This is a genomic window from Flavobacterium tiangeerense (assembly GCF_007830355.1).
GTDB classification, from domain to species: Bacteria; Bacteroidota; Bacteroidia; order Flavobacteriales; family Flavobacteriaceae; genus Flavobacterium; species Flavobacterium tiangeerense.
The window spans coordinates 130271-149875 of sequence record NZ_VLKO01000003.1 but is presented as its reverse complement, the minus strand read 5'-3'; the positions used below and the strand labels follow the sequence as shown (position 1 = coordinate 149875).

Here is a 19605-nt window from a genome sequence, read left to right as displayed (position 1 = left end):
CTTAAAATTATAAAAACTATGGTTACAATTGTAGATTACAAAAAATATCAAAGAGAGAATGGGGAAACCTTCTATGCTCTTGAAGTACAAGGAGGAATTGAATCTGTAAAAAGTAAAGAAACCGAGAAGACCATCAGAAATATTAACAAGTTAACAAAAACAAGAAATGGAGTATAAACAAGAACTTAATCGACCTGAATGGAAAGAAAAAAGAAAAGTAATATTAGAAAGAGATAGGTCTCAATGCAAAAAATGTAATATTAAAAGAAGTGAATTTTTAGGATTTTCTTTTGAATTTGGGATCCTAAATTATGAAGAGTTAATTATAAAAGGGTTTGTGTTAAAAAAAATTGGAAAGTTTTCAGAAAATATCGAGATATCAAAAAACGGTACTCTATTGAAATGTAAATTACTTATAGATAACTTAAAAGAAACTCCACTAAACAAATTGAATTTAGCAAGGCAATGGACCGAGTCTAATCATATTTTGAGTTTTTCTCAATTTGAACTAGTATGTTTCAATGAAGACAATTTTGATGTCAATAAATTTTTTGATTTGAATATTCATCATAAATATTATCAACTCGGGAAAAAAGCATGGGAATATGAAGATAATGCTTTAATTACTTTATGCAATATCTGCCATAAAAATGAACATAAAAACAACAAAATCCCTAAGCTAAATCAGGAATCAAAAATTATTGGCTACTCTGTTTTGTGCGATAAGTGTGATGGATCAGGAGTTATTTTAGAATATAAGTACCACAAAAACGGAACTTGTTTTAAATGTAATGGCACTGGTGATATGTAAATTTGAAAACGGCGCGAATATTTTTTTTAAAATTATATCCCAGACTTATTCGCAAATTTTTACGTGACTATTATAATACCATAAAGTTTGTAAACAAAAATGTTTTATTAATACACTATAGTAACCCATAAGAAATTAAAACAAACTGGAGCTTGAATCATTCAACACAATCCATTTCTTGTCGCTGTTAAGCTTAAAACTACCTATGTGCTCTTTGTTCCACTCATTAGGACCTATTAAGGACAAGAAATTCACTCCTTCGGCATCTCTATATAAATGATAAATTTCACCTATCACAGGTTCAAAGGAAAATTTGGCACTGTACACCAATTCATTCCACTCATACTCTTGCATTAACTTTTCGTACTGTAATTTGAGTTCGTTAAACTTATTCCCGAGTTCTTTGTTTACATTATCAATGCCTCTGCTTTTCCAGGAAACTACATCATCAACACGTATAGCTGGCGCACCCACATTAGTAGCATACGGCAATACATTTGCATTAAATCCTTTTTCTTGATTGTAAACAACGTTATCTGGTTTCTTATTTTCCATGTGATTTATACTTTTCAACTCTTCAAATTACTATTATTGAAGGTTGTGTCTTATTGTTTTGGGTACCAAAATAAATTTCAATACCTATATTTGTTTAATATTTTATGTGCAAAGTTAAACAAAATTCACAAATCTACCATGTAAAATTCAAACTTACCAAAAATAGTTACCAGCAATTAACCATAACAAAAAAACACTATTGATTTCCTAGGATTTCAATAGTGTTTTTATAAAATTTAAAAATAATTTATCTCGGTGAAAGCCAGCCCTCAGGATTATTATAAGTTGTATTTTGAAGTATTAAGAATTTAATTATGGTTTTTCCCGTTTCACCATTCGTACGTACCCTTCCTATACTTTGCTTGATGCTTACTTTATCACCTTTACTCACAGAAACGGAACTTAAATTTTGGTACACCGTAAAATAATCTCCATGTTGTATCATCACCGCTTTATTTACCGGAGAGATTACAATAACACTTGTTACTTCTCCACCAAAAACGGCTCTTGCATTTGCTGCTTTATCAGTAGTAATTTCAACTCCGCTATTGTGAACCGTGATGGTATTGAACATAGGATGCGTTTGATTTCCATATCCTAGTGATATGAACCCTTTCTCAACAGGATAAGGAAGTCTACCTCTATTTGACCTAAAATTATCGGCGATTATTTTTGCCTCAGGAGTTAATTCAATTTTTGATGATGATACAGCCGCTTTTGATACTGGAGCACTAGGATTAGCTTTTGCTTTTTCTAGGGCTGCTTTTCTGTTGGCCTCGGCAATTGCTTCTCTAATTAACCTATTGATTTGCCTGTCAATGGTTCTGTACTCTTGCTGACGCTTTTTAATTTCTTGCGCAATCTTGTTCTTGTCTTTTTTTATAGAATTCACTAACTTGAGTTGCTCTTGTTTTTCTTTTTCAAGAGACAAACGTTCCTTTTCATTTTCGGCAATCAACTTTTGTTTGGCCGTTTTTTGAATGTCTAATTTCTGATTGTAGTCTGCTAATTTATCGGTTTTTGTTTTTATTTCTTCCCCTTGCATTTTTCTATAACCGGTATATTGCTTCATGTATTGCGCTCTTTTATACGCTTGAAGAAAATTTTCCGATGATAGTAAAAACATAGCTCTACTCTCAGAAGAACGACTTTTATAGGATTTCACAATCATTTTAGCGTAATCCTCTTTTAGAATTTCAAGCTCTTTTTTAAGTTTATTAATCTGAACTTGATTAATATACATGTCATTTTTAAGCAATTTAGTTTGCTTTTCGGTAGTGTTTATTAGTTTCTCCTTGAGCTTAATTTTCGTACTCTGAATCACTACTACATTTACCGCAGATTTTTCTTTTTTCTTTACGGTTTGTAATAACTTTTCGTTTTCTTTAATTTCTTTTTGAATTTGTGCTTTGCGTTGTTCTAATTTTTCTTGCTGTGATTCTTGACTCCACAATATTGAAGTCATACAAATACAAATTAGGCTTAGGATATATTTTGGCATGAGATAAAAAATATTTTTGCTAATTTACTTAATTAAAATTCTTTTGTACCCATTTGGTACACTATATGGAAAAGAAAGTTCTTCATTAAAGGAAACCGAATTGTATTCTAAATTGATTTCTGTACTTCCTTTTTTCTGAAAAGTATTGATCAGTAAGGCTGTAGGTAGTTTCATATTGTCATACTCTTTGTTTCCTAAATAGGCTACTTTTATCATACGCTCTTCTCTAGGTTGCGTAATTTCTTGTTTTTGGATTAAAAACTGATTGCTGTCTAAGAAAAATGATTTTTGTGTGTTTTCATTTGTTACAGCATCTAATCTATAGCTTTGATCCAAAATTGTTTCAGTGTATTTGCCTTTTCTCAAGTCATCAAGCGCCTGACCTAATAACAGGTTTTGAATTTTAGAATAATCTAAATCAGTTCCTAACCATTGGCTTAAGCTACTGAAATCACCTTCAAAATAACTGTTGTTTATTTTCTCATAATAACTCACTGCGGTAGGAGTTATCAAGGCTTTGGCCATAGTAATTCCTAAAAAACGAATGCTTACTAGAATTTGCTCATCTTTCTTAATTCTAATTTCGGCGGTTACATTTTGAGTTTGTTTGTCGTCACTATACCGTGCACTAGACTTGATGTACAGAGTTGAAAAATCGGTTTTGTTGTTGTAATGGTTTTCAATAATTTTTTTGGCCGTCATGACATTTGTCTCAACAAGAGGCTCTTTTACTGTGGCTACTGCAACGGCCTTAGATTTACAAGAAACCATTAAAAGCGCCAATAAAACCACATATATTCCTTTTTTCATTATTTTTTTTGTTTTAGTAATTGATTGGCTTTTGAGAAAAATAAATCCTTTTTCTTAAAATCACCCAGACCATTAAAGGCCTCACCTAGTTGCAAATTAAAGTTAATTTCAAGTTCCTTATTTTCTACTACATAATCCATGCCCATTTCTAAATAGTCTTTTGCTTTCTTGAATTGTTTCAACTGGTTGTATGCTAAGCCGGCGTAAAAATAAAACTGTGCTTGTGACGGATAGGTTTCTATCAAAGATTCGGCTTTGGGTGCAAGGCTACTAAAATTTTTCTGCTCCACGTACGCCTGAAACAAAAGTAAGTTCGTTTCCAGCGTGTCTCCCACTCCTCTTTGAGCTGATTTTTCATAATACAATACCGCCTTATCCCACTGCTCTTTGTTTTGAAAAAATTTTCCGATTTCTTTGTTTACATCCACACTCGTATCATTATTAAACGTGGCTACTGCTTTTTCTAAATCAGGAGCGTACTGTGGATTTTTTTGTGTGAAAATTAAAAATTCATTTAAGATTCTATGCTTGATTTTTGAGTCAATTTTTGTACTTGCTAGTACTACATTCATGGCCGTAATGGCTTTTTGAGCTTCATTGCCTTCAAGGTATGTTTTAAACAAACTGACTTGAGCCCACTCTGAATTTGGAATTGCTTTTTCTAACTTTTTTACAATTTCAAATGCTTTTGCATCTTCATTGTTCTTGGTATACAAAAAAATAAGACTGATATAATTGGATTCCTGCTGCGGATATTTAACAATTTGTTCTTCTAGATTATTGATTTCTAGATTTTGATATTTTCCTTGTGCCAAGATCTGGCTCTTGTACAATTCTCTTCTATCTGTTTTTCCTACTGTTTCATTAAGTTCTTGAATCAGTGCCAATGCTTTTTCAAACTGATTGGTACCCATATAAAGTGACGTTAAATCTTCTTTATATTTAGGGTCAAATTCTATCAATTTATTTATTACTGTAATGCCTTGAGTAAAGTTTTTAGTTTCATAACTTACATCATACATCCCTATCCAATACCATCTGTTTTTAGGATCAAGCTTGGTAGCCGTTTCAAATGAGGTATAGGCATTTTGATAGTCTTTTAAAGCTAAATAATTTTTGCCCAGCTCAAAATAAACGGTTGCATCATTAGGTTTAAATTTATCAGCTTTTTCTAAAGCAACGATAGCTTTGTCATAATTCTCAATCCCTTTTTGAAGTAACGATTCATAAAAAAGTTCTTGAAATTGATCTGTATCAAGCTTGATTTCTTCGGGTTCTGTTTGTGCGCATAGCAATGCAGGGAATCCTAAAATTCCAAGTATAAAAAGTAAAAAAGCTCTGTTTTTCATATCTTATTACAACTCAATTATATCACAATTAGTACAAAAACCACATTGATTATTTTTGCCAGCGTTTCACAACTTAAAAAAATTCTTAAAACCTGTAAAACGCTGGTGCTTTTTTTATTCTAAAACAGAATAATCCCCAATACTGATGCTGGTAAAATTACCGTCAAAACTAGCGTGATTTCCAATCATGGCATTGTCTAAGACAGCATTTTTTATATGAGAATGTGTTTGTACCAAACTGTTTTTTACCGTACTATTTACCACATGACAACCGTCACCAAGTGAAACATTTGGGCCAACAGTAGCGTTAACTAACACAACGTTTTTACCAATATAACAAGGCGGTATAATAGTTGCGTTTTCTAGTTTTACACTTTCATCAACTAAGGATTCACCATCATTATGTAAAAATCCTAACATTCTAGAATTGGTTTCTACAGTCACGTTTTTGTTACCGCAATCCATCCATTCCTCCACTTTACCAGGGACAAATTTCATGCCTTTGGCCATCATTTGTTTGATTCCGTCATTGATTTGGTATTCGCCACCGTGAATGATATTATTGTCCAGTACCAACTGCAATTCGTTTTTAAGTACTGCAATATCTTTAAAATAGTAAATCCCGATAACCGCTAAGTCTGAAACAAACGTAGTTGGTTTTTCAACCAACTCAACGATTTCATTGTTCGCATTTAATTTTACCACACCAAAAGCTTCTGGTTGGTCTACTTGTTTTACCCAAATTACGCTATCGGCCTCTTTGTCTAAGTCAAAATCGGCACGTATTAAGGTGTCTGCGTAGGCAATTACCGCTGGTCCGCTCAAAGATTCTTTGGCACACATAATGGCGTGACCGGTTCCTAAGGCTTCGTTTTGATAATAAATAGTTCCTTTAGCACCCAGTTTTTGGGCTATGGCCAAAAGTTCTTCTTCCACTTTTTGACCAAAACTTTCATGAATGATAAAAGCTACTTCTTCAATATCTTGATTTAAAACTCCCGCGATGTCTTCAACCAAACGGTGTACGATTGGTTTGCCCGCAACAGGAATTAATGGTTTAGGAATGGTTAATGTATGTGGGCGAAGGCGTGATCCACGACCCGCCATAGGAACGATTATTTTCATATGAGCCCCCTAACCCCCGAAGGGGGAACTACTACTAGGGGTAAGTAGGATTTAAATTTATACTGTTTCTATTTGTAATTATCAATTCCCCTTCGGGGGTAAGGGGGCTTTATTTTACTCCCGTACTACCAAAACCACCTTCACCTCTAGAAGTTTCAGATAGTTCTTGAACTACAGTCCACTGGGCGCGTTCGTGTTTTGCGATAACTAATTGCGCTATGCGTTCTCCGTTTTGTATGGTAAAATCTTCATTGGATAAATTTACTAAAATAACTCCAATTTCTCCACGATAATCCGCATCTACAGTTCCGGGTGCGTTTAGTACGGTTACACCATTTTTTGCAGCTAGTCCGCTGCGTGGTCTTACTTGTGCTTCGTACCCAATAGGTAGTTCTATAAAAAGACCTGTTTTTACGATAGTTCGTTCTAGTGGTTTTAAAGTAATTGGGTCTGTGATATTGGCTCGTAAATCCATTCCTGCCGAGGCGATGGTTTCATAGCTAGGCAAGTCGTGTTGCGATTTGTTGATGATGTTGATATTCATAATGTATTTGTTTGAGCTAGTTTTCAGAATCAGATTGTCTTTTTTAGGAAGTGCGCTTTTTTAGCCGTGACCGAAGTGGAAAGCCTTTTTTTATAAAATTGTATTTTTTTCGAGGGTGAAAAGAGCGACTGCAAGAAGCTCCTTTTGAGCCGTAGAAAAAAACAATTTTAGGAAAAAGCTTGAAACGAAGGGCGCGATAAGCTCCTAGAAAATTTGATACTACTTTGCTTTACGTTTTAGTATTTGGGTTAATAATTCTTTTTCGTTGTGGTATATAAAATAAAGGAACAGTAGCAATAGCGGGATTCCTACGAAATAATTCTCCCGGAATCCGTAAAATGAAATCGCTGAAAAACCAATTGAAATCAAGAGATACATAAAAATTTTACGGCTGTCATACGGTATGGGGTAATATTTGTTTCCGAAATAATAAGAGATGGTCATCATGCTACCATAAGCGGCTATTGTGGCTATGGCCGAACCGTAATAACTCATGGTTGGGATTAGCAGGCAATTGAGCGCTAGTGTGATGATGGCTCCTACGATTGAGATGTAAGCGCCTACATACGTTTTATCAATGAGTTTGTACCAAACGGAAAGGTTGGTGTAAATACCCAGGAAAAAATTAGCTAGAATAATTAAGGGCACTACTTTCATGGCTTCCCAATAGGACTCGTCCTGAATCATGATTACCTTTAAAACATCGGCAAAAACGATAACGGAGAGTAATATGAACGACCCAAAAATGACAAAATATTTGGTTATGGTAGCGTAAGTTTGTGGTGCATCTTTACTATCAGCGTGGCTAAAAAAGAAAGGCTCGATACCTAAAGTGTAGGCCGTACGGTACAAGACCATGAACAAACCGAGTTTGTAACATGCGGAATATACGCCCACCTCTGCATCGGCAATATTGGCTGGCAATAGTTCTCCCAATAAAATCTTGTCAAACTGATCGTTGATGGCAAATGCGAGTCCAGCTACCATAATAGGCATTCCGTATTGCATCATGCGTTTCCAAAGCTGGAAATCAAAATGCCATTTTAGTTTTAAATAATCAGGTGACAATACCACAAATGTGAGCAAACTTGCTACAATATTTGACACAAAAATATAGCCTATTTGATATTCTTCTTGGTATAATGTACTAAAAAAATGACCTGGATTTGACTCTGCAAAATGTGGCAAGTACACTAGGAATAACAAATTGAGCAAAAGATAGACTGTTACGTTTCCTATTTTTATGACGGCATACTGCAACGGTTTTTGTTGTACTCTTAACTTAGAAAAGGGAATGATTACCAGCGCATCTAGTACAAGAACCCAAATGGTATAAGTGATGTATTGAACATCTATATTTGACCAAATGGCTAATTTATTGCGAAACAGTAGCGCTAAAAATAGAAAAGATAAGGAGGTCCAAAAGATAGATACTGAGGCAGTTTCTAAAACCGATTTTTTATTGGTCTCCTTGTTGTAAAACCTAAAAAAAGCGGTTTCCATACCATAGGACAAAACAACATTAAAAATAATAAGCCAAGCAAAAATCATAGACACTTTACCAAACTCTTCTACAGGTAGGTATTTTGTGTACAAGGGTACTAAAAAAAAGCTAAACATCCTGGGAATAACCGTGGCTAGACCGTAAATAGCTGTTTGTTTAAAAAGACTTTTATATAATCCCAAAATGATATGTATGTTAAAATTAAAGCGACAAAAATAAGAAATTCTTTGCTGCAATTGCTTGCGGTGGTGTTTTGTTTTAGTCTACCACCCGCTTGATGTATAGCCTTTCTAAAACGGTTAATATTTAAGCTATTGCTGGATCACCACATTTTGTATTTTGTAAAAATAGGTTTTGTGATTTAATTTATATTCTAAAACGGCTTGGTTAGGTTCTAGCTTAAATTTGGGTTGGTGAATTGCGGGCGCTTTATTGCCATATTCTTTGGCTGGATCTACGTCCAAAATAAGATCAGTGGGTGCTTCAGTGGCTTTCAAGATTCCTGTAAAAGATAACTGAGAAGCACTTTGCAAAGCTGCGTGTTGCTTATTATAATGAACTGAGATGAGTTCTAAATTTGCTAACAATGGTTGGTCAAACTCTATAAAAAAAGTGTTTTTTTGGACAAATGTTTTCCTTATTTGTTGAGGAAAGTGCGATTGAAAATCTTGATTTGTTCCACAAGAGATAAAACTACATACGAACACTAAAAATAGGATATTTACAAAGCTTGTTTTCATACTAATGCGTTTTAGCTTAAACCGTCTTCGTTAATAATTTTTAAAAAATGAAATCCTTTAGGCGCGTATCCTTGATTGTAATAAAAACGATGCGCATTGAAGTTTCCTGTAAAAGCATCAAGTACAATCATGGTACAACCTGTTTCTCTAGCTACTGCGTCTACATAATCAGTCATTATTTTGCCAATTCCTTTTTTACGATGGTCAGGGTGAACGATAAAATTATCAATTTCGAGGTACTTGCCAGACCATAATTTTGTCCCAGACCACAAACCAGAAAGTCCTACACAAACATCTCCTTCAAAAACAGCAATTTGTTTGTAGTTATGCGGAATCATCTCAGTGAGATACGCCTCGTATTTTTCGTAAGTAAAGTTAGAATACAAATGCAACATGACAGCATATTGCGCCAGCATTTCTTCTTTGGTAATAAGTTCTTTAAGTTCTAATTTCATATTTGCTTTTCAAAAATGTAAAATTAGAGAAAAAGGAATGAGATTAAAAGTGATAATAGGGTGAATTTTTGAGAAATCTAATCGAAAATTTTAAAATAAATAAGTGGTATGTATAGCGAAACTCTTGAAACAACAGTTTATAGCTTGCATTCATGGCTAAAATTATATTTTTTACAATATTTCTGTACAGATATTTATAAATAAATATTCATTAAAATTAAAAAACTGCAACTTGTAAAATCATAAACCTTGTTTAGTAAAATAGCAGACTTTATTTCCTAATATTTGTGCGATGTTTCGCTGCTGCTATTTAAATAAACTATTTTAAGTGTATTTTTACCTAAACAGTAAGAAACATCCCGATGCAAGAAATTTTAAAAAATCAAATCGATAAAATTGTACCCTTAACGGATGCTGAGTTTCAAGTGGTACTTTCTTATTTTTCAATAGGAAAGTACAAAAAACACCAATATATTCTGCAACAAGGAAACTCAGTTCCTTACGTTCATTTTGTTGTAAAAGGATTGCTCAGATCATTTTATTTAGACAAATCAGGCAAAAGTCATATTTTACAATTTGCAATGGAAGATTGGTGGATCACGGATAATCAAGGTTTTTATAACGAACAAAATGCTACATTAAACATTGATTGTTTAGAAGATGCTCAAACTTATTACATTTCGCTTGAAAACAGAACTAAATTATGTAGCGAGCTGCTACCAAAAATCGAATTCTTTTTTTTACAAAAAATGACAGCAGGTTCTATTGCACTTCAAAATAGGGTTCTTTCATTAATGAGCAAAAATTCAGAGGAGCGTTATACTCAATTTATTCAATTATATCCAAACTTGATTCAGCGTCTTTCTAAAACTTTAGTAGCCTCCTACCTTGGAATTTCTCGAGAAACCTTGAGCAGACTCTCACCTTAATGTGATCTATGTCACTTGTTTTATGTGATATAGATCCTTTACTTTCCTATTTGTATTGCTGAATTTTGTACCTACAAATTTAAAAATACGTATATGAAAAATATAGCACTTGTAGTGGGAGCAACCGGAATAACGGGAAGCGCACTCTCTCAGCAACTAATAGACAAAGGTTGGACAACATATGGATTAGCCCGCAACCCAAGCGAAGACATTACTGGACTGCAACCCGTAGTTGCCAATCTATTGGATCTTGACAGTTTAAAACTAGCTTTACAAAATATAGCACCTACACACATATACATTACAACGTGGATGCGTCAAGATTCTGAGCTGGAAAATATACGAGTAAATAGCTTAATGATTCGGAATTTATTAGATGTTTTATCTCCTAAAAAATCAGTTCAACACGTAGCTTTAGTAACAGGACTCAAACATTATCTGGGGCCATTTGAGGCTTACGCCAAAGAAGGTTTTTTGCCCGAAACTCCGTTTAGGGAAGAACAACCGCGTTTAGATATCGATAATTTTTATTATGCACAAGAAGATGAAGTCTATGCTGCTGCAGCTCGAGATGGATTTACGTGGAGCATTCACCGTCCACATACAGTAATTGGAAAAGCAGTTGGAAACCTAATGAACTTGGGTACAACACTTGCTATCTATGCTAGTATTTGCAAAGCAACTGGCAAACCATTTCAATGGCCAGGTTCAGAGGCGCAATGGAACGGACTTTCAGATGTGACCGATGCAGAAGTATTAGCAGCACATTTAATATGGGCTTCTACAACTGAACAAGCATTTAACGAAGCTTTCAATGTAGTCAATGGCGACTTTTTTCGATGGAAATGGCTTTGGAAAAAAATAGGAGATTCGTTTGGACTCGAAGTAAAAGGATATAATGGAACGATGCATCCTCTGGAACAACAAATGCAACAAGATAGCGAAGTTTGGAAAAAAATCGCTACTGAAAATGGGCTTAAAGAAATGGATCTTAACCAACTTGCTTCGCCTTGGCATACTGATCTTGACCTAGGTCGACCTATAGAAGTAAATACAGACATGTCTAAAAGTAGAAAACTAGGTTTTCTCGTTTTTAAAAATACCGAAGATTCCTTCTATGAACTTTTTGCAAAACTTCGTTTGGACCGTTTGATACCTTAGGTTGAAGATGCAAGTTTAATAGCGTTAATCTAAAAAAGGGATTTGAAACAGGAAATGAACTGCCCCCAAATAGTTAGACACTATTTGGGGGCAGTCCTATGGAAAAAAAGTCAAATACAATTTGCAGGAATTATAAGTATACTACTTTCTACGAGTTTGTTTTTCTGCTAGTTGCATCGCGTTATAGACATTTAATACTTTCCCTGATTTAGAGAGTTCAGAAAATTTAGCTTTTTTGCCTTCACCTCCAGGAATCAAAACTTCAATGTCATATTCAGTTCCGGATTCCAAAATAATTTGTTTCACTTCCTTAGCTGTAAGTTTAGGATAATACGACCAAATCAAAGCCGCTGTTCCAGAAACCATAGGTGCTGCTAGTGAAGTTCCTGAATCATACGCATAACTATTTCCTGCAGTGGTGGTATAAATTTTATCTCCGGGAGCAAATAAATCCACATTTTTTTTACCGTAATTAGAGAATTCAGACACAAAATTACTATCTATTTTTTGTGATATTGAACCCACTGTTATAAAATTTTCTACAACTTCATCTGGGTTTTCGTAATCAACATCACTAGGATAATATGGATTTTCATCAACATTAAAACTATTATTCCCTGCAGCATGAACCAGCAAAACATTATGCTTTTCGGCATATTTATAAGCGTCTATTACCCTGTTTTTGTACAACGAAAATTCTTTTCCAAAAGACATGTTGATTACTTTTGCACCATTATCAACTGCGTAACGAATTGCTGCAGCAATATCATTATCATGCTCATCTGCATTACTACAAATAACCAAAGGCATTATCTTAGTATGATGTGTAATTCCTTTTATTCCTATATCATTGGTTCTATCTGCTGCAATTATTCCTGAAACTAGTGTGCTGTGATTCTCTATTGTGTGCTCTTTTTTAATTGTATTTACTATTTCATTGTTTCCTTTTGCGACAAATACATCATCGTTAATAAAATGACGTTCATTAAATTCAAGATTTAAACATTCATTTACAATGGAATTAAGTTGTAATTCTTGATCTTGTATATCCGTCAAAGTATTTTGATTTGATGCTAAGCTAGCCCTCATATAATCGATTAATGCGCCTAGATCTTTATCATTATCATCCCTTCTTCTCCTAAAACTTTTATCATTGATTTTGTGCTTTTGATACAAACTGTCCAACTGTTGGCTTGTATAATCTTCTTTTGGAAAATAGTGTTTTAAGGTGTCTTTGACCAATGGATATACTTGTATAAGATACTGCAAAGACCTTAACCAATTTTTATAAAATTTAGTTTCAGTATCAAACCTTAATTGGGCTCTTTGATATTCTTTGAATTGATTTAATTCATTCTTTGATATTTGTGCCGCAGTTTTATCTTTAAATACGGGCGACCATTTTCTAATAATACGCACAAATTCATTGTTGCCCCATTTTATATAGTCTCCGTTACTATAACCTAGAAAATTCCACCCATTTACATCATCAATAAATCCATTACTATCATCGTCTATACCGTTATTTGCAATTTCTTTTGTGTTGATCCATATCTGATTTTGTAAATCTTCGTGTTTTAAATCAATTTTAGTATCAATAACCGCAACAATTATATCCTTCTTTTTTTGCTTTGTGGTATTTTGACCATACCATTTATTTAGAGAAATTCCAGGTATTCCGTCTTGCAAGTAATCTTTCTGAAACCAATTATTTAATGAACCATCTTGCTTTGTAGTGAGTAAATTACTGCTTGTCGTGTTCTCTTGAGAAAAACAGCTTACAAAATTTGCAATAAAAAGAAAAGAAGTAAAATAATAAAGCGGCAATGATTTCATAGTTAAGGTAATTTTAATGGTTCAAATGTATTAAAGTTGAACGATTCCTGTAAATAGAAATGTAAAGTTGTTACTGGAATTCCGTGAATTCCGCTATCTAAAATTCTATTTGCTTATTTTAAGACTGTTAACTAGCTCTAGTTTTACTTAACTCTTTGATAAAAAAGCTAGGCTTGATTTTATACTTTTTATAAAAAGCAGCCGAAAAGGCTTCCGCCGAATTAAAACCAAACTCACTTGCTAAGGAAGCTATGGTATAATTTTGCAAAATAGGTTGTGCTTGCAATTGCAAAACTGCTTCATTTACCCGGAGCTCATTGATGTATTGTACAAACGTTTTTCCTTTTTGTTCATTAATAACTTTAGACAAATATTTAGTGTTGGTATTCAACTCCAAAGCCAATTTCTGAATAGAAATTGTGTTTTCTATAAAGCCTTTATCGTTTTCAAACACTGTTAATTTTTCCAGTAATTCAAGTACAATTTCATTTGATAAACTCTGTTGTACTTGACTTTTTTTAGCATCAGGCGTGGTAAGCTGCGTTTCTAGAACAGTACTATTTTCTTCAATAGATTTGGCTGGATTCAGAATTGCTTCAAATCGATTTTGGTGTTGTTTTTTTAAGTAAAATTGGTAAACAATCAAGCCAGCAACGCCCACAACTAAAACTACAATCCAAATATAAGAAGCAGACTGCTTTTTTTCCATTAATTGTATCAAAGCTTCCTTCTCTGCCATTAAGTGCGGGGTATCGTATTCATCGCGCAAAACTTTACTCAAGTGTTTATAATTTTTTTGTAACACACTATCGATTTCCATATAGGTTGTTAAGTATTTTAGTTGGTTCTGTTTATCTCCAGTCTGCTTGTAATACTCAATCAAATAAGAATAACCTCCTACAAATTCTGGTGTGATTTTTTTTCTAACCCGGTACATAGAATCCACTTTTATAAAATTTTGAACCGCCAATAATTTATCTCCTAAACCTGCATAAGATTTTCCTAAATAAAAATACGAAGCTAAAACATTTCCTGTATTTTTTACTTTGATTAAACCAGGCAACGCTTTATTAATACTATCTAGTGCAGCTCTAAAATTTCTTTTATCTACCTGATTGGCTCCTTCATTCAAAGTAAACATTAACTGTAATTCGTTGTTTTTAGTAATCGTAGTTTCTTTGTACCCTAACTTATTATAAAACGTAGTAGAATCTGAATGCTTTAAAGACTTATGGCAATCTGCTAATCCAAATATGGTGTTTTGGTAATAATAAGAATAGTAATCGCCTCGATAATCTTTCGTTTTGTAATATTTATAGTTTTCATGGTACAATTGTAAGGCTTCCTCAACTTCTCCCATTTCTTCTGATTTAGTAGTTCCAATATAGTCACGAACCATATAATAATAATCAATATTTGTTTTTAAAGCTACTTGTTCTGCCAAGTTAAAATTTAGTAACGCTTCATCAAATTTTCGTAAATCCACTAATAAGCCCGCTTTTTCGCAAAAAGCCGCAGCAGGAAAAAATTTATTTGGTTCTATTTTTGAATATTTTATTACACTATCTAGATATTGAATCGCTTTGAGTGGTTGATCTTCATAATAAAGAATGGCGTATAAATAATAGCCTCTGGCTTTTCGGATTGCTTTATTCTCTTTTTTAGCTTTATCTAGATAAACTTTAGCCCACGCTAATTGCCTTTTAGCATCCCCTTGGTCTTTAAAATAATTATTGTCTATAGTATCGTATGGCAATAAAGATTTGTCAGATAATGTTTGTGACCATAAAAAGAAAGTAAACAGTACCAAAAGCACTATTTTTAAAAATTGTTGGTTAGTCATTGTAGTTTGGTTTAGTACAAAAGTAAATTATAATAATTAAAACGCTGTAAAAAACTACATTTTAAAGGGTTTTACACGGTATCGATTTTTTCATATTGAAATCATTAAAATACCAATAGCTAAAATTCTATTTGCTTATTTTAAAACTGTTAACTTGCTCTAGTTTTACTCAATTCTTTGATAAAAAAGCTAGGCTTGATTTTATACTTTTTATAAAAAGCAGCCGAAAAAGCTTCCGCCGAATTAAAACCAAACTCACTTGCTAAGGAAGCTATGGTATAATTTTGCAAAACAGGTTGTGCTTGTAATTGCGATACTGCCTCATTTACCCGAAGCTCATTGATGTATTGTACAAACGTTTTACCTTTTTGTTCATTAATTACCTTAGACAAATATTTAGTGTTGGTGTTGAGTTGTAAAGCCAGTTTTTGAATTGAAATTGTGTTTTCTATAAAGCCTTTATCGTTTTCAAATACTGTTAATTTTTCCAGTAATTCAAGTATTATTTCATCTGATAAACTCTGTTGTACTTGGCTTTCTTTTGCATCAGATGTGGTAAGCTGTGTTTCTAGAATAATACTATTTTCTTCAATAGGTAATGCAGAATGAAATATGGCTTCGAATCGATTTTGGAGTTGCTTTTTTAAGTAAAATTGGTATCCAATCAAGCAAGCAACGCCCACAACTAAAACTACAATCCAGATATAAGAAGTAGATTGCCTTTTTTCCAAAGATTGTATTAAGGCTACTTTCTCTGCAATTAGGTGCGGGGTATCGTATTCTTTTACTAAAACTTTATTTAATTGCTTATAGTTTTTTTGTAATATACTATCAATACTCATAAACTTATTCAAGAATTTTAATTGATTTTCTTTGTCTCCAATTTTTTTGTAATATTCAACTAAATAGGAATACCCGCTGATAAACTCTGGTGTAATTCTTTTATTTAATAAATACATGGAATCAACTTTGATAAAATTTTGAATCGCTTTCTTTTCATTACTCATACCAGCGTAAGATTTTCCTAAATAAAAATAAGAAGCCAGTATATTACCGTAGTTTTTATCTAATATTATCTGAGGTAATGCCTTATTAATACTATCTAAAGATGCTTTATAATTTTTCTTAAACATTTCATTTGCACCTTCATTTAAAATAAAATAGGGTATATAAAACTTATCGTTGGATTTAGTAGATTCTTTGTATCCTAATCTGTTATAAAAACTAGCAGAATCTAAATTCTTTAATGATTTATGCGCATCTGCAAGCACAAATAAAAGATTGTGATAATCACTACTGTATTTTTCAGAAGATATATCTTTTTTTCTTATATAATTTAAACATTCACGGTATAGAAGCAATGCCTCCTCTACTTCACCTAATTCCTCTGACCTCAAAACACCAATTGACCTCTTGATATAAAAATTTAAATCTTCGTTATTAACCTTAGCATATTTTTCTGCTTTAAAATAATTGTCCAAAGCCTTGCTATATTTGAATTGCATCCTTAATTCATATGCCTTTCTAGAATAAGACAATGCTGGAAAATTGTAATCATTTTGGTTAATAGAATAAGTAATAGATGAATCAAGGTATTGAATTGCTTTATTTCCTTTGTATAAAGTTGATAAAAGATAAAAACCGCGTGAAAGATTTAAAAGATTTTTTTTAGAATAAGAATTTGAAATGATTTCCAAAATAAATCTTTTCTTATGGTGATCACTTTTCTGCGAAGTAAACTCTTGTTTCAAATCTTCATAAGAATCCGATTTTTGAATAGGTTTACTTGTTTGAGACCATAATAAGAAAGGAAACAGTACCAAAAGCACTATTTTTAAAAATTGTTGGTTAGTCATTGTCGTTTGGTTTAGTGCAAAAGTAGATTATATAAATTAAAATGCTCTAAAAAACTACATTTCTAGGTTAATTGTATTGTGTTGATTTTCATTATTTTAAAAATATAACTTATCGGAATTCACGGAATTCCGATAACAAGTATTTGCACATCCTCAACAACAATCCTAGTTTTGACTTCAGAAATGAAAAGCATTAAAAAATAAAACGATAGTCAAAAATATAAGCTTTATCAAAAAAAGGGAATAATTCAGCTGGTAGGTAACCCTTAAAAAAAATACAGAGCATGGAGTTTATAAAGCTACGATCTCCATTAAAAAATGAGCATAAAAGTTCTCGAGAAACTTTTTAAAAAAAAGGATTTTAAAAAAATGAAAAAATGAATTTACAACCATTTTTAGATCAATTAAATAGTGCAAAAGTAAAAACTATAAAAGAAACTATTTTCACTGCACTTTTTGTGCTTATTGCTGCATCAGTTGAGATAATTTCTAATTGGGCTAATTTTATGGCTGGACTAATGGGAACAATACCATACGATACCTAACAAATGAAACTACCCAAAAACTTTTATTTATTCTTTGGAATTTTCTTTACCATAAACTTAATTTATTCCTTAATTGAGATCAGAGACACCTACGAAATATTCTCTTTCCCAGTTAATATTTGGGTATACAGAGGCTATAGATTGTTTATTGCTGTAGTGTTTATAATGATATATTTTAAAATGAGAGCCAACGATATGTCAAAACTAAATCAATAAGTATAAGTTATGTCATCAAGAACCTTAAACCTACAAAATTTGTCTGAGAAGTATATCCTTTCAGTTGCTACAAGTATACTGAAGTTTAAAAGCCACATCTAATGAAATACTTTTTTACTCAAACGTTACAAAATACAATTCTAATTGTGTTCATTTTAATGATAAGAAATTTTTTTAAAGATGAAAAAAACAACGACATCTGCAAACTATTGGACTCAGAACACATCTTTCTAATCCTCTTTTTTTCAGTGGCACTAGCCAGCTATGAAACATACAAAAAGATGCGATCAGACTCAAAAAAGGAGCTGAATCTAAAACTTCATTTTAAATCTATCCTAAATGAACCCTACATACTTTGAAGTAAAAATATATCTTATACATTAAAATTAATGTAGAAATACTTCGTTTTTCGCATCTAAAGAATACTAATAAGATCATCATAAAATACTATACCTAAAAATCAAATAAAATGATCACACTTTTACTGAAAATAATCATACTATACTTAAAATTAGTCGTGAATTTTATTATAGAAACTTTAAGCTAATTAACGAATTGGCATACTATTTGAAATATAATTATAGCTATTTCAGTACAAAAAAAATGAAAAAATACATCTACTTTTTGATATGCTTCTCCGTATTCACTACAACATCTTACGCCCAAAAAAAAGGTAAAACAGCTTTACCTGAAATAGAAAAAACAGTACATACAAATCCCTGGCAAAATATAAAAACAATAAAATATTCTTGGTTAGAGACTATAGATAAAAAACAAATTGACTCCATTATGGGAACGTCCCTAGTCATCACAAGTACAGAAAAACCATTTAAAACATTCAAAAAGAAGAGCTAACCACAAAAAAAAAGAGCCAACGTTATGTTGGCTCTTTTTCTATTTGTATGTAAATAATTACTATCCTTTTAAAGCTTCTGCTCCACCTACAATCTCCAAGATTTCATTGGTAATTGCAGCTTGACGTGCTTTATTATAAGTCAATTTCAATTGATTTCTCAATTCCGTTGCATTATCAGTTGCTTTGTGCATTGCTGTCATACGTGCTCCATGCTCAGAAGCAAAAGAATCACGGATGCCTTTATACAATTGTGTTTTTAATGATTTTGGAATCAAGGTCAAAACAATTTCTTCTTTTGAAGGCTCAAAAATATAATCACCTGGAGTAACAACAACATCTGTTTTCAAAGCTGCTAAAGGCAAAAACTGTTCAGTTTGAACAATTTGTGTAGCAGCATTTTTAAATTGGTTGTAGATCAACTCAATTTTATCATACTCACCAACAACAAATTTAGCCATCAACTCATCAGCAATCTTTGCAACATTATCAAAAGTAAGATCATCAAAAACAGTACTATAATTTGCAACTACAGGCAAAGTTTTGCTTAAAACGTCATTTCCTTTTTTACCTATTGCAAAAACATCAACTTGTTTTCCTGCATAAAATTCAGAACGACTTTTAGCTTCTTTTATAGCATTGGTGTTAAAAGCTCCAGCTAAACCTCTATTTGAAGTTACTACAACTAATAATACTTTTTTAATGTCGCGTTGTGTGGTATATTCACCACCAGCATCACCTTCTAATGTAGCAGAAAGATTTTGTAGCAGTTCTGTCAATTTTTCGGCATAAGGGCGCATAGCTGTGATTGCATCTTGTGCTTTCTTTAGCTTTGCTGCAGAAACCATTTTCATTGCCGATGTTATTTGCATCGTCGATGAAACGGAAGTAATTCTATTACGGATTTCCTTTAAATTTGCCATTATTTTTAGTCTAATGTCTTAAAGTTATAAAGTCTAAAGTCATATAAAA

Annotated in this window: 19 protein-coding genes; 6 read left to right on the top strand and 13 right to left on the bottom strand. The window is 32.5% G+C overall.

The features are described 5' to 3' along the window. The first annotated feature begins 18 nt into the window (after window positions 1-18). Window positions 19-177, top strand: coding sequence for a hypothetical protein (locus IQ05_RS03845; protein WP_167496926.1), 159 nt, complete (start codon window positions 19-21; stop codon window positions 175-177). Then, window positions 167-811: a hypothetical protein gene (locus IQ05_RS03840; RefSeq protein WP_144890020.1), complete on the top strand. Its 645-nt coding sequence runs from the start codon at window positions 167-169 to the stop codon at window positions 809-811. The genes IQ05_RS03845 and IQ05_RS03840 overlap by 11 nt, the downstream gene beginning before the upstream one ends. 135 nt (window positions 812-946) lie before the next feature. Here IQ05_RS03840 and IQ05_RS03835 read toward each other — a convergent pair whose 3' ends face one another. From IQ05_RS03835 to IQ05_RS03795, 9 genes are all read right to left on the bottom strand, one after another. Then, complete coding sequence (locus IQ05_RS03835; RefSeq protein ID WP_144890018.1) at window positions 947-1366, bottom strand: DUF2452 domain-containing protein; 420 nt, start codon at window positions 1364-1366, stop codon at window positions 947-949. A gap of 247 nt (window positions 1367-1613) precedes the next feature. Then, complete coding sequence (locus tag IQ05_RS03830; protein ID WP_244289520.1) at window positions 1614-2831, bottom strand: murein hydrolase activator EnvC family protein; 1218 nt, start codon at window positions 2829-2831, stop codon at window positions 1614-1616. A gap of 60 nt (window positions 2832-2891) precedes the next feature. Beyond that, window positions 2892-3677 carry a DUF4292 domain-containing protein gene (locus IQ05_RS03825; protein WP_144890014.1) on the bottom strand — a complete coding sequence of 262 codons (786 nt, stop codon included), beginning with the start codon at window positions 3675-3677 and terminating at the stop codon, window positions 2892-2894. Next, window positions 3677-5026 (bottom strand): tetratricopeptide repeat protein, encoded by a 1350-nt coding sequence (locus tag IQ05_RS03820; RefSeq protein WP_144890013.1) that lies wholly within the window; start codon window positions 5024-5026, stop codon window positions 3677-3679. Before IQ05_RS03820 ends, IQ05_RS03825 begins: the two co-directional genes overlap by 1 nt. A gap of 114 nt (window positions 5027-5140) precedes the next feature. Next, window positions 5141-6151, bottom strand: a complete 1011-nt coding sequence (locus IQ05_RS03815; RefSeq protein ID WP_144890011.1) for a sugar phosphate nucleotidyltransferase — start codon at window positions 6149-6151, stop codon at window positions 5141-5143. A gap of 109 nt (window positions 6152-6260) precedes the next feature. Next, entirely contained in the window at window positions 6261-6695 is a 435-nt protein-coding gene (gene dut / locus IQ05_RS03810; protein ID WP_144890009.1) for a dUTP diphosphatase, read from the bottom strand. 219 nt (window positions 6696-6914) lie between these two features. Beyond that, the gene (locus IQ05_RS03805) at window positions 6915-8381 is read right to left on the bottom strand and encodes a lipopolysaccharide biosynthesis protein (RefSeq protein ID WP_144890007.1); all 1467 of its coding nucleotides are present in this window, start codon (window positions 8379-8381) and stop codon (window positions 6915-6917) included. Between the two features lie 129 nt (window positions 8382-8510). Next, the gene (locus tag IQ05_RS03800; protein ID WP_144890005.1) at window positions 8511-8939 is read right to left on the bottom strand and encodes a hypothetical protein; all 429 of its coding nucleotides are present in this window, start codon (window positions 8937-8939) and stop codon (window positions 8511-8513) included. An 11-nt stretch (window positions 8940-8950) separates the two neighbouring features. Continuing rightward, window positions 8951-9394, bottom strand: coding sequence for a GNAT family N-acetyltransferase (locus tag IQ05_RS03795; protein ID WP_144890003.1), 444 nt, complete (start codon window positions 9392-9394; stop codon window positions 8951-8953). A 362-nt stretch (window positions 9395-9756) separates the two neighbouring features. Between IQ05_RS03795 and IQ05_RS03790 the strand changes: the two genes are divergently transcribed. Both IQ05_RS03790 and IQ05_RS03785 read left to right on the top strand, forming a co-directional pair. Then, window positions 9757-10323 (top strand): Crp/Fnr family transcriptional regulator, encoded by a 567-nt coding sequence (locus IQ05_RS03790; RefSeq protein ID WP_144890001.1) that lies wholly within the window; start codon window positions 9757-9759, stop codon window positions 10321-10323. 93 nt (window positions 10324-10416) lie between these two features. Further along, window positions 10417-11484 carry an SDR family oxidoreductase gene (locus tag IQ05_RS03785; protein ID WP_144889999.1) on the top strand — a complete coding sequence of 356 codons (1068 nt, stop codon included), beginning with the start codon at window positions 10417-10419 and terminating at the stop codon, window positions 11482-11484. Between the two features lie 141 nt (window positions 11485-11625). Here the strand turns inward: IQ05_RS03785 and IQ05_RS03780 are convergent, their stop codons facing one another. The 3 genes from IQ05_RS03780 to IQ05_RS03770 form a co-directional block, all read right to left on the bottom strand. Next, the gene (locus IQ05_RS03780) at window positions 11626-13320 is read right to left on the bottom strand and encodes a S8 family peptidase (protein ID WP_144889997.1); all 1695 of its coding nucleotides are present in this window, start codon (window positions 13318-13320) and stop codon (window positions 11626-11628) included. Between the two features lie 127 nt (window positions 13321-13447). Beyond that, window positions 13448-15163: a helix-turn-helix domain-containing protein gene (locus tag IQ05_RS03775; protein WP_144889995.1), complete on the bottom strand. Its 1716-nt coding sequence runs from the start codon at window positions 15161-15163 to the stop codon at window positions 13448-13450. A 149-nt stretch (window positions 15164-15312) separates the two neighbouring features. After that, window positions 15313-17019: a helix-turn-helix domain-containing protein gene (locus tag IQ05_RS03770; RefSeq protein WP_144889993.1), complete on the bottom strand. Its 1707-nt coding sequence runs from the start codon at window positions 17017-17019 to the stop codon at window positions 15313-15315. Between the two features lie 377 nt (window positions 17020-17396). Here IQ05_RS03770 and IQ05_RS15350 point away from each other — a divergent pair, with 377 nt between their 5' ends. Further along, window positions 17397-17564, top strand: coding sequence for a hypothetical protein (locus IQ05_RS15350; RefSeq protein WP_158634574.1), 168 nt, complete (start codon window positions 17397-17399; stop codon window positions 17562-17564). Between the two features lie 819 nt (window positions 17565-18383). Beyond that, window positions 18384-18635, top strand: coding sequence for a hypothetical protein (locus tag IQ05_RS03765; RefSeq protein ID WP_144889991.1), 252 nt, complete (start codon window positions 18384-18386; stop codon window positions 18633-18635). A 60-nt stretch (window positions 18636-18695) separates the two neighbouring features. Here the strand turns inward: IQ05_RS03765 and atpG are convergent, their stop codons facing one another. Continuing rightward, window positions 18696-19556, bottom strand: a complete 861-nt coding sequence (atpG, locus tag IQ05_RS03760) for an ATP synthase F1 subunit gamma (RefSeq protein ID WP_144889989.1) — start codon at window positions 19554-19556, stop codon at window positions 18696-18698. Window positions 19557-19605: the final 49 nt, after the last annotated feature.

Coding starts and splice junctions, on each gene's coding strand:
- IQ05_RS03845 (WP_167496926.1), top strand. CDS start 19: ATGGTTACAATTGTAGATTACAAAAAATATCAAAGAGAGAATGGGGAA.
- IQ05_RS03840 (WP_144890020.1), top strand. CDS start 167: ATGGAGTATAAACAAGAACTTAATCGACCTGAATGGAAAGAAAAAAGA.
- IQ05_RS03835 (WP_144890018.1), bottom strand. CDS start 1,366: ATGGAAAATAAGAAACCAGATAACGTTGTTTACAATCAAGAAAAAGGA.
- IQ05_RS03830 (WP_244289520.1), bottom strand. CDS start 2,831: ATGACTTCAATATTGTGGAGTCAAGAATCACAGCAAGAAAAATTAGAA.
- IQ05_RS03825 (WP_144890014.1), bottom strand. CDS start 3,677: ATGAAAAAAGGAATATATGTGGTTTTATTGGCGCTTTTAATGGTTTCT.
- IQ05_RS03820 (WP_144890013.1), bottom strand. CDS start 5,026: ATGAAAAACAGAGCTTTTTTACTTTTTATACTTGGAATTTTAGGATTC.
- IQ05_RS03815 (WP_144890011.1), bottom strand. CDS start 6,151: ATGAAAATAATCGTTCCTATGGCGGGTCGTGGATCACGCCTTCGCCCA.
- dut (WP_144890009.1), bottom strand. CDS start 6,695: ATGAATATCAACATCATCAACAAATCGCAACACGACTTGCCTAGCTAT.
- IQ05_RS03800 (WP_144890005.1), bottom strand. CDS start 8,939: ATGAAAACAAGCTTTGTAAATATCCTATTTTTAGTGTTCGTATGTAGT.
- IQ05_RS03795 (WP_144890003.1), bottom strand. CDS start 9,394: ATGAAATTAGAACTTAAAGAACTTATTACCAAAGAAGAAATGCTGGCG.
- IQ05_RS03790 (WP_144890001.1), top strand. CDS start 9,757: ATGCAAGAAATTTTAAAAAATCAAATCGATAAAATTGTACCCTTAACG.
- IQ05_RS03785 (WP_144889999.1), top strand. CDS start 10,417: ATGAAAAATATAGCACTTGTAGTGGGAGCAACCGGAATAACGGGAAGC.
- IQ05_RS03780 (WP_144889997.1), bottom strand. CDS start 13,320: ATGAAATCATTGCCGCTTTATTATTTTACTTCTTTTCTTTTTATTGCA.
- IQ05_RS03775 (WP_144889995.1), bottom strand. CDS start 15,163: ATGACTAACCAACAATTTTTAAAAATAGTGCTTTTGGTACTGTTTACT.
- IQ05_RS03770 (WP_144889993.1), bottom strand. CDS start 17,019: ATGACTAACCAACAATTTTTAAAAATAGTGCTTTTGGTACTGTTTCCT.
- IQ05_RS15350 (WP_158634574.1), top strand. CDS start 17,397: ATGAATTTACAACCATTTTTAGATCAATTAAATAGTGCAAAAGTAAAA.
- IQ05_RS03765 (WP_144889991.1), top strand. CDS start 18,384: ATGAAAAAATACATCTACTTTTTGATATGCTTCTCCGTATTCACTACA.
- atpG (WP_144889989.1), bottom strand. CDS start 19,556: ATGGCAAATTTAAAGGAAATCCGTAATAGAATTACTTCCGTTTCATCG.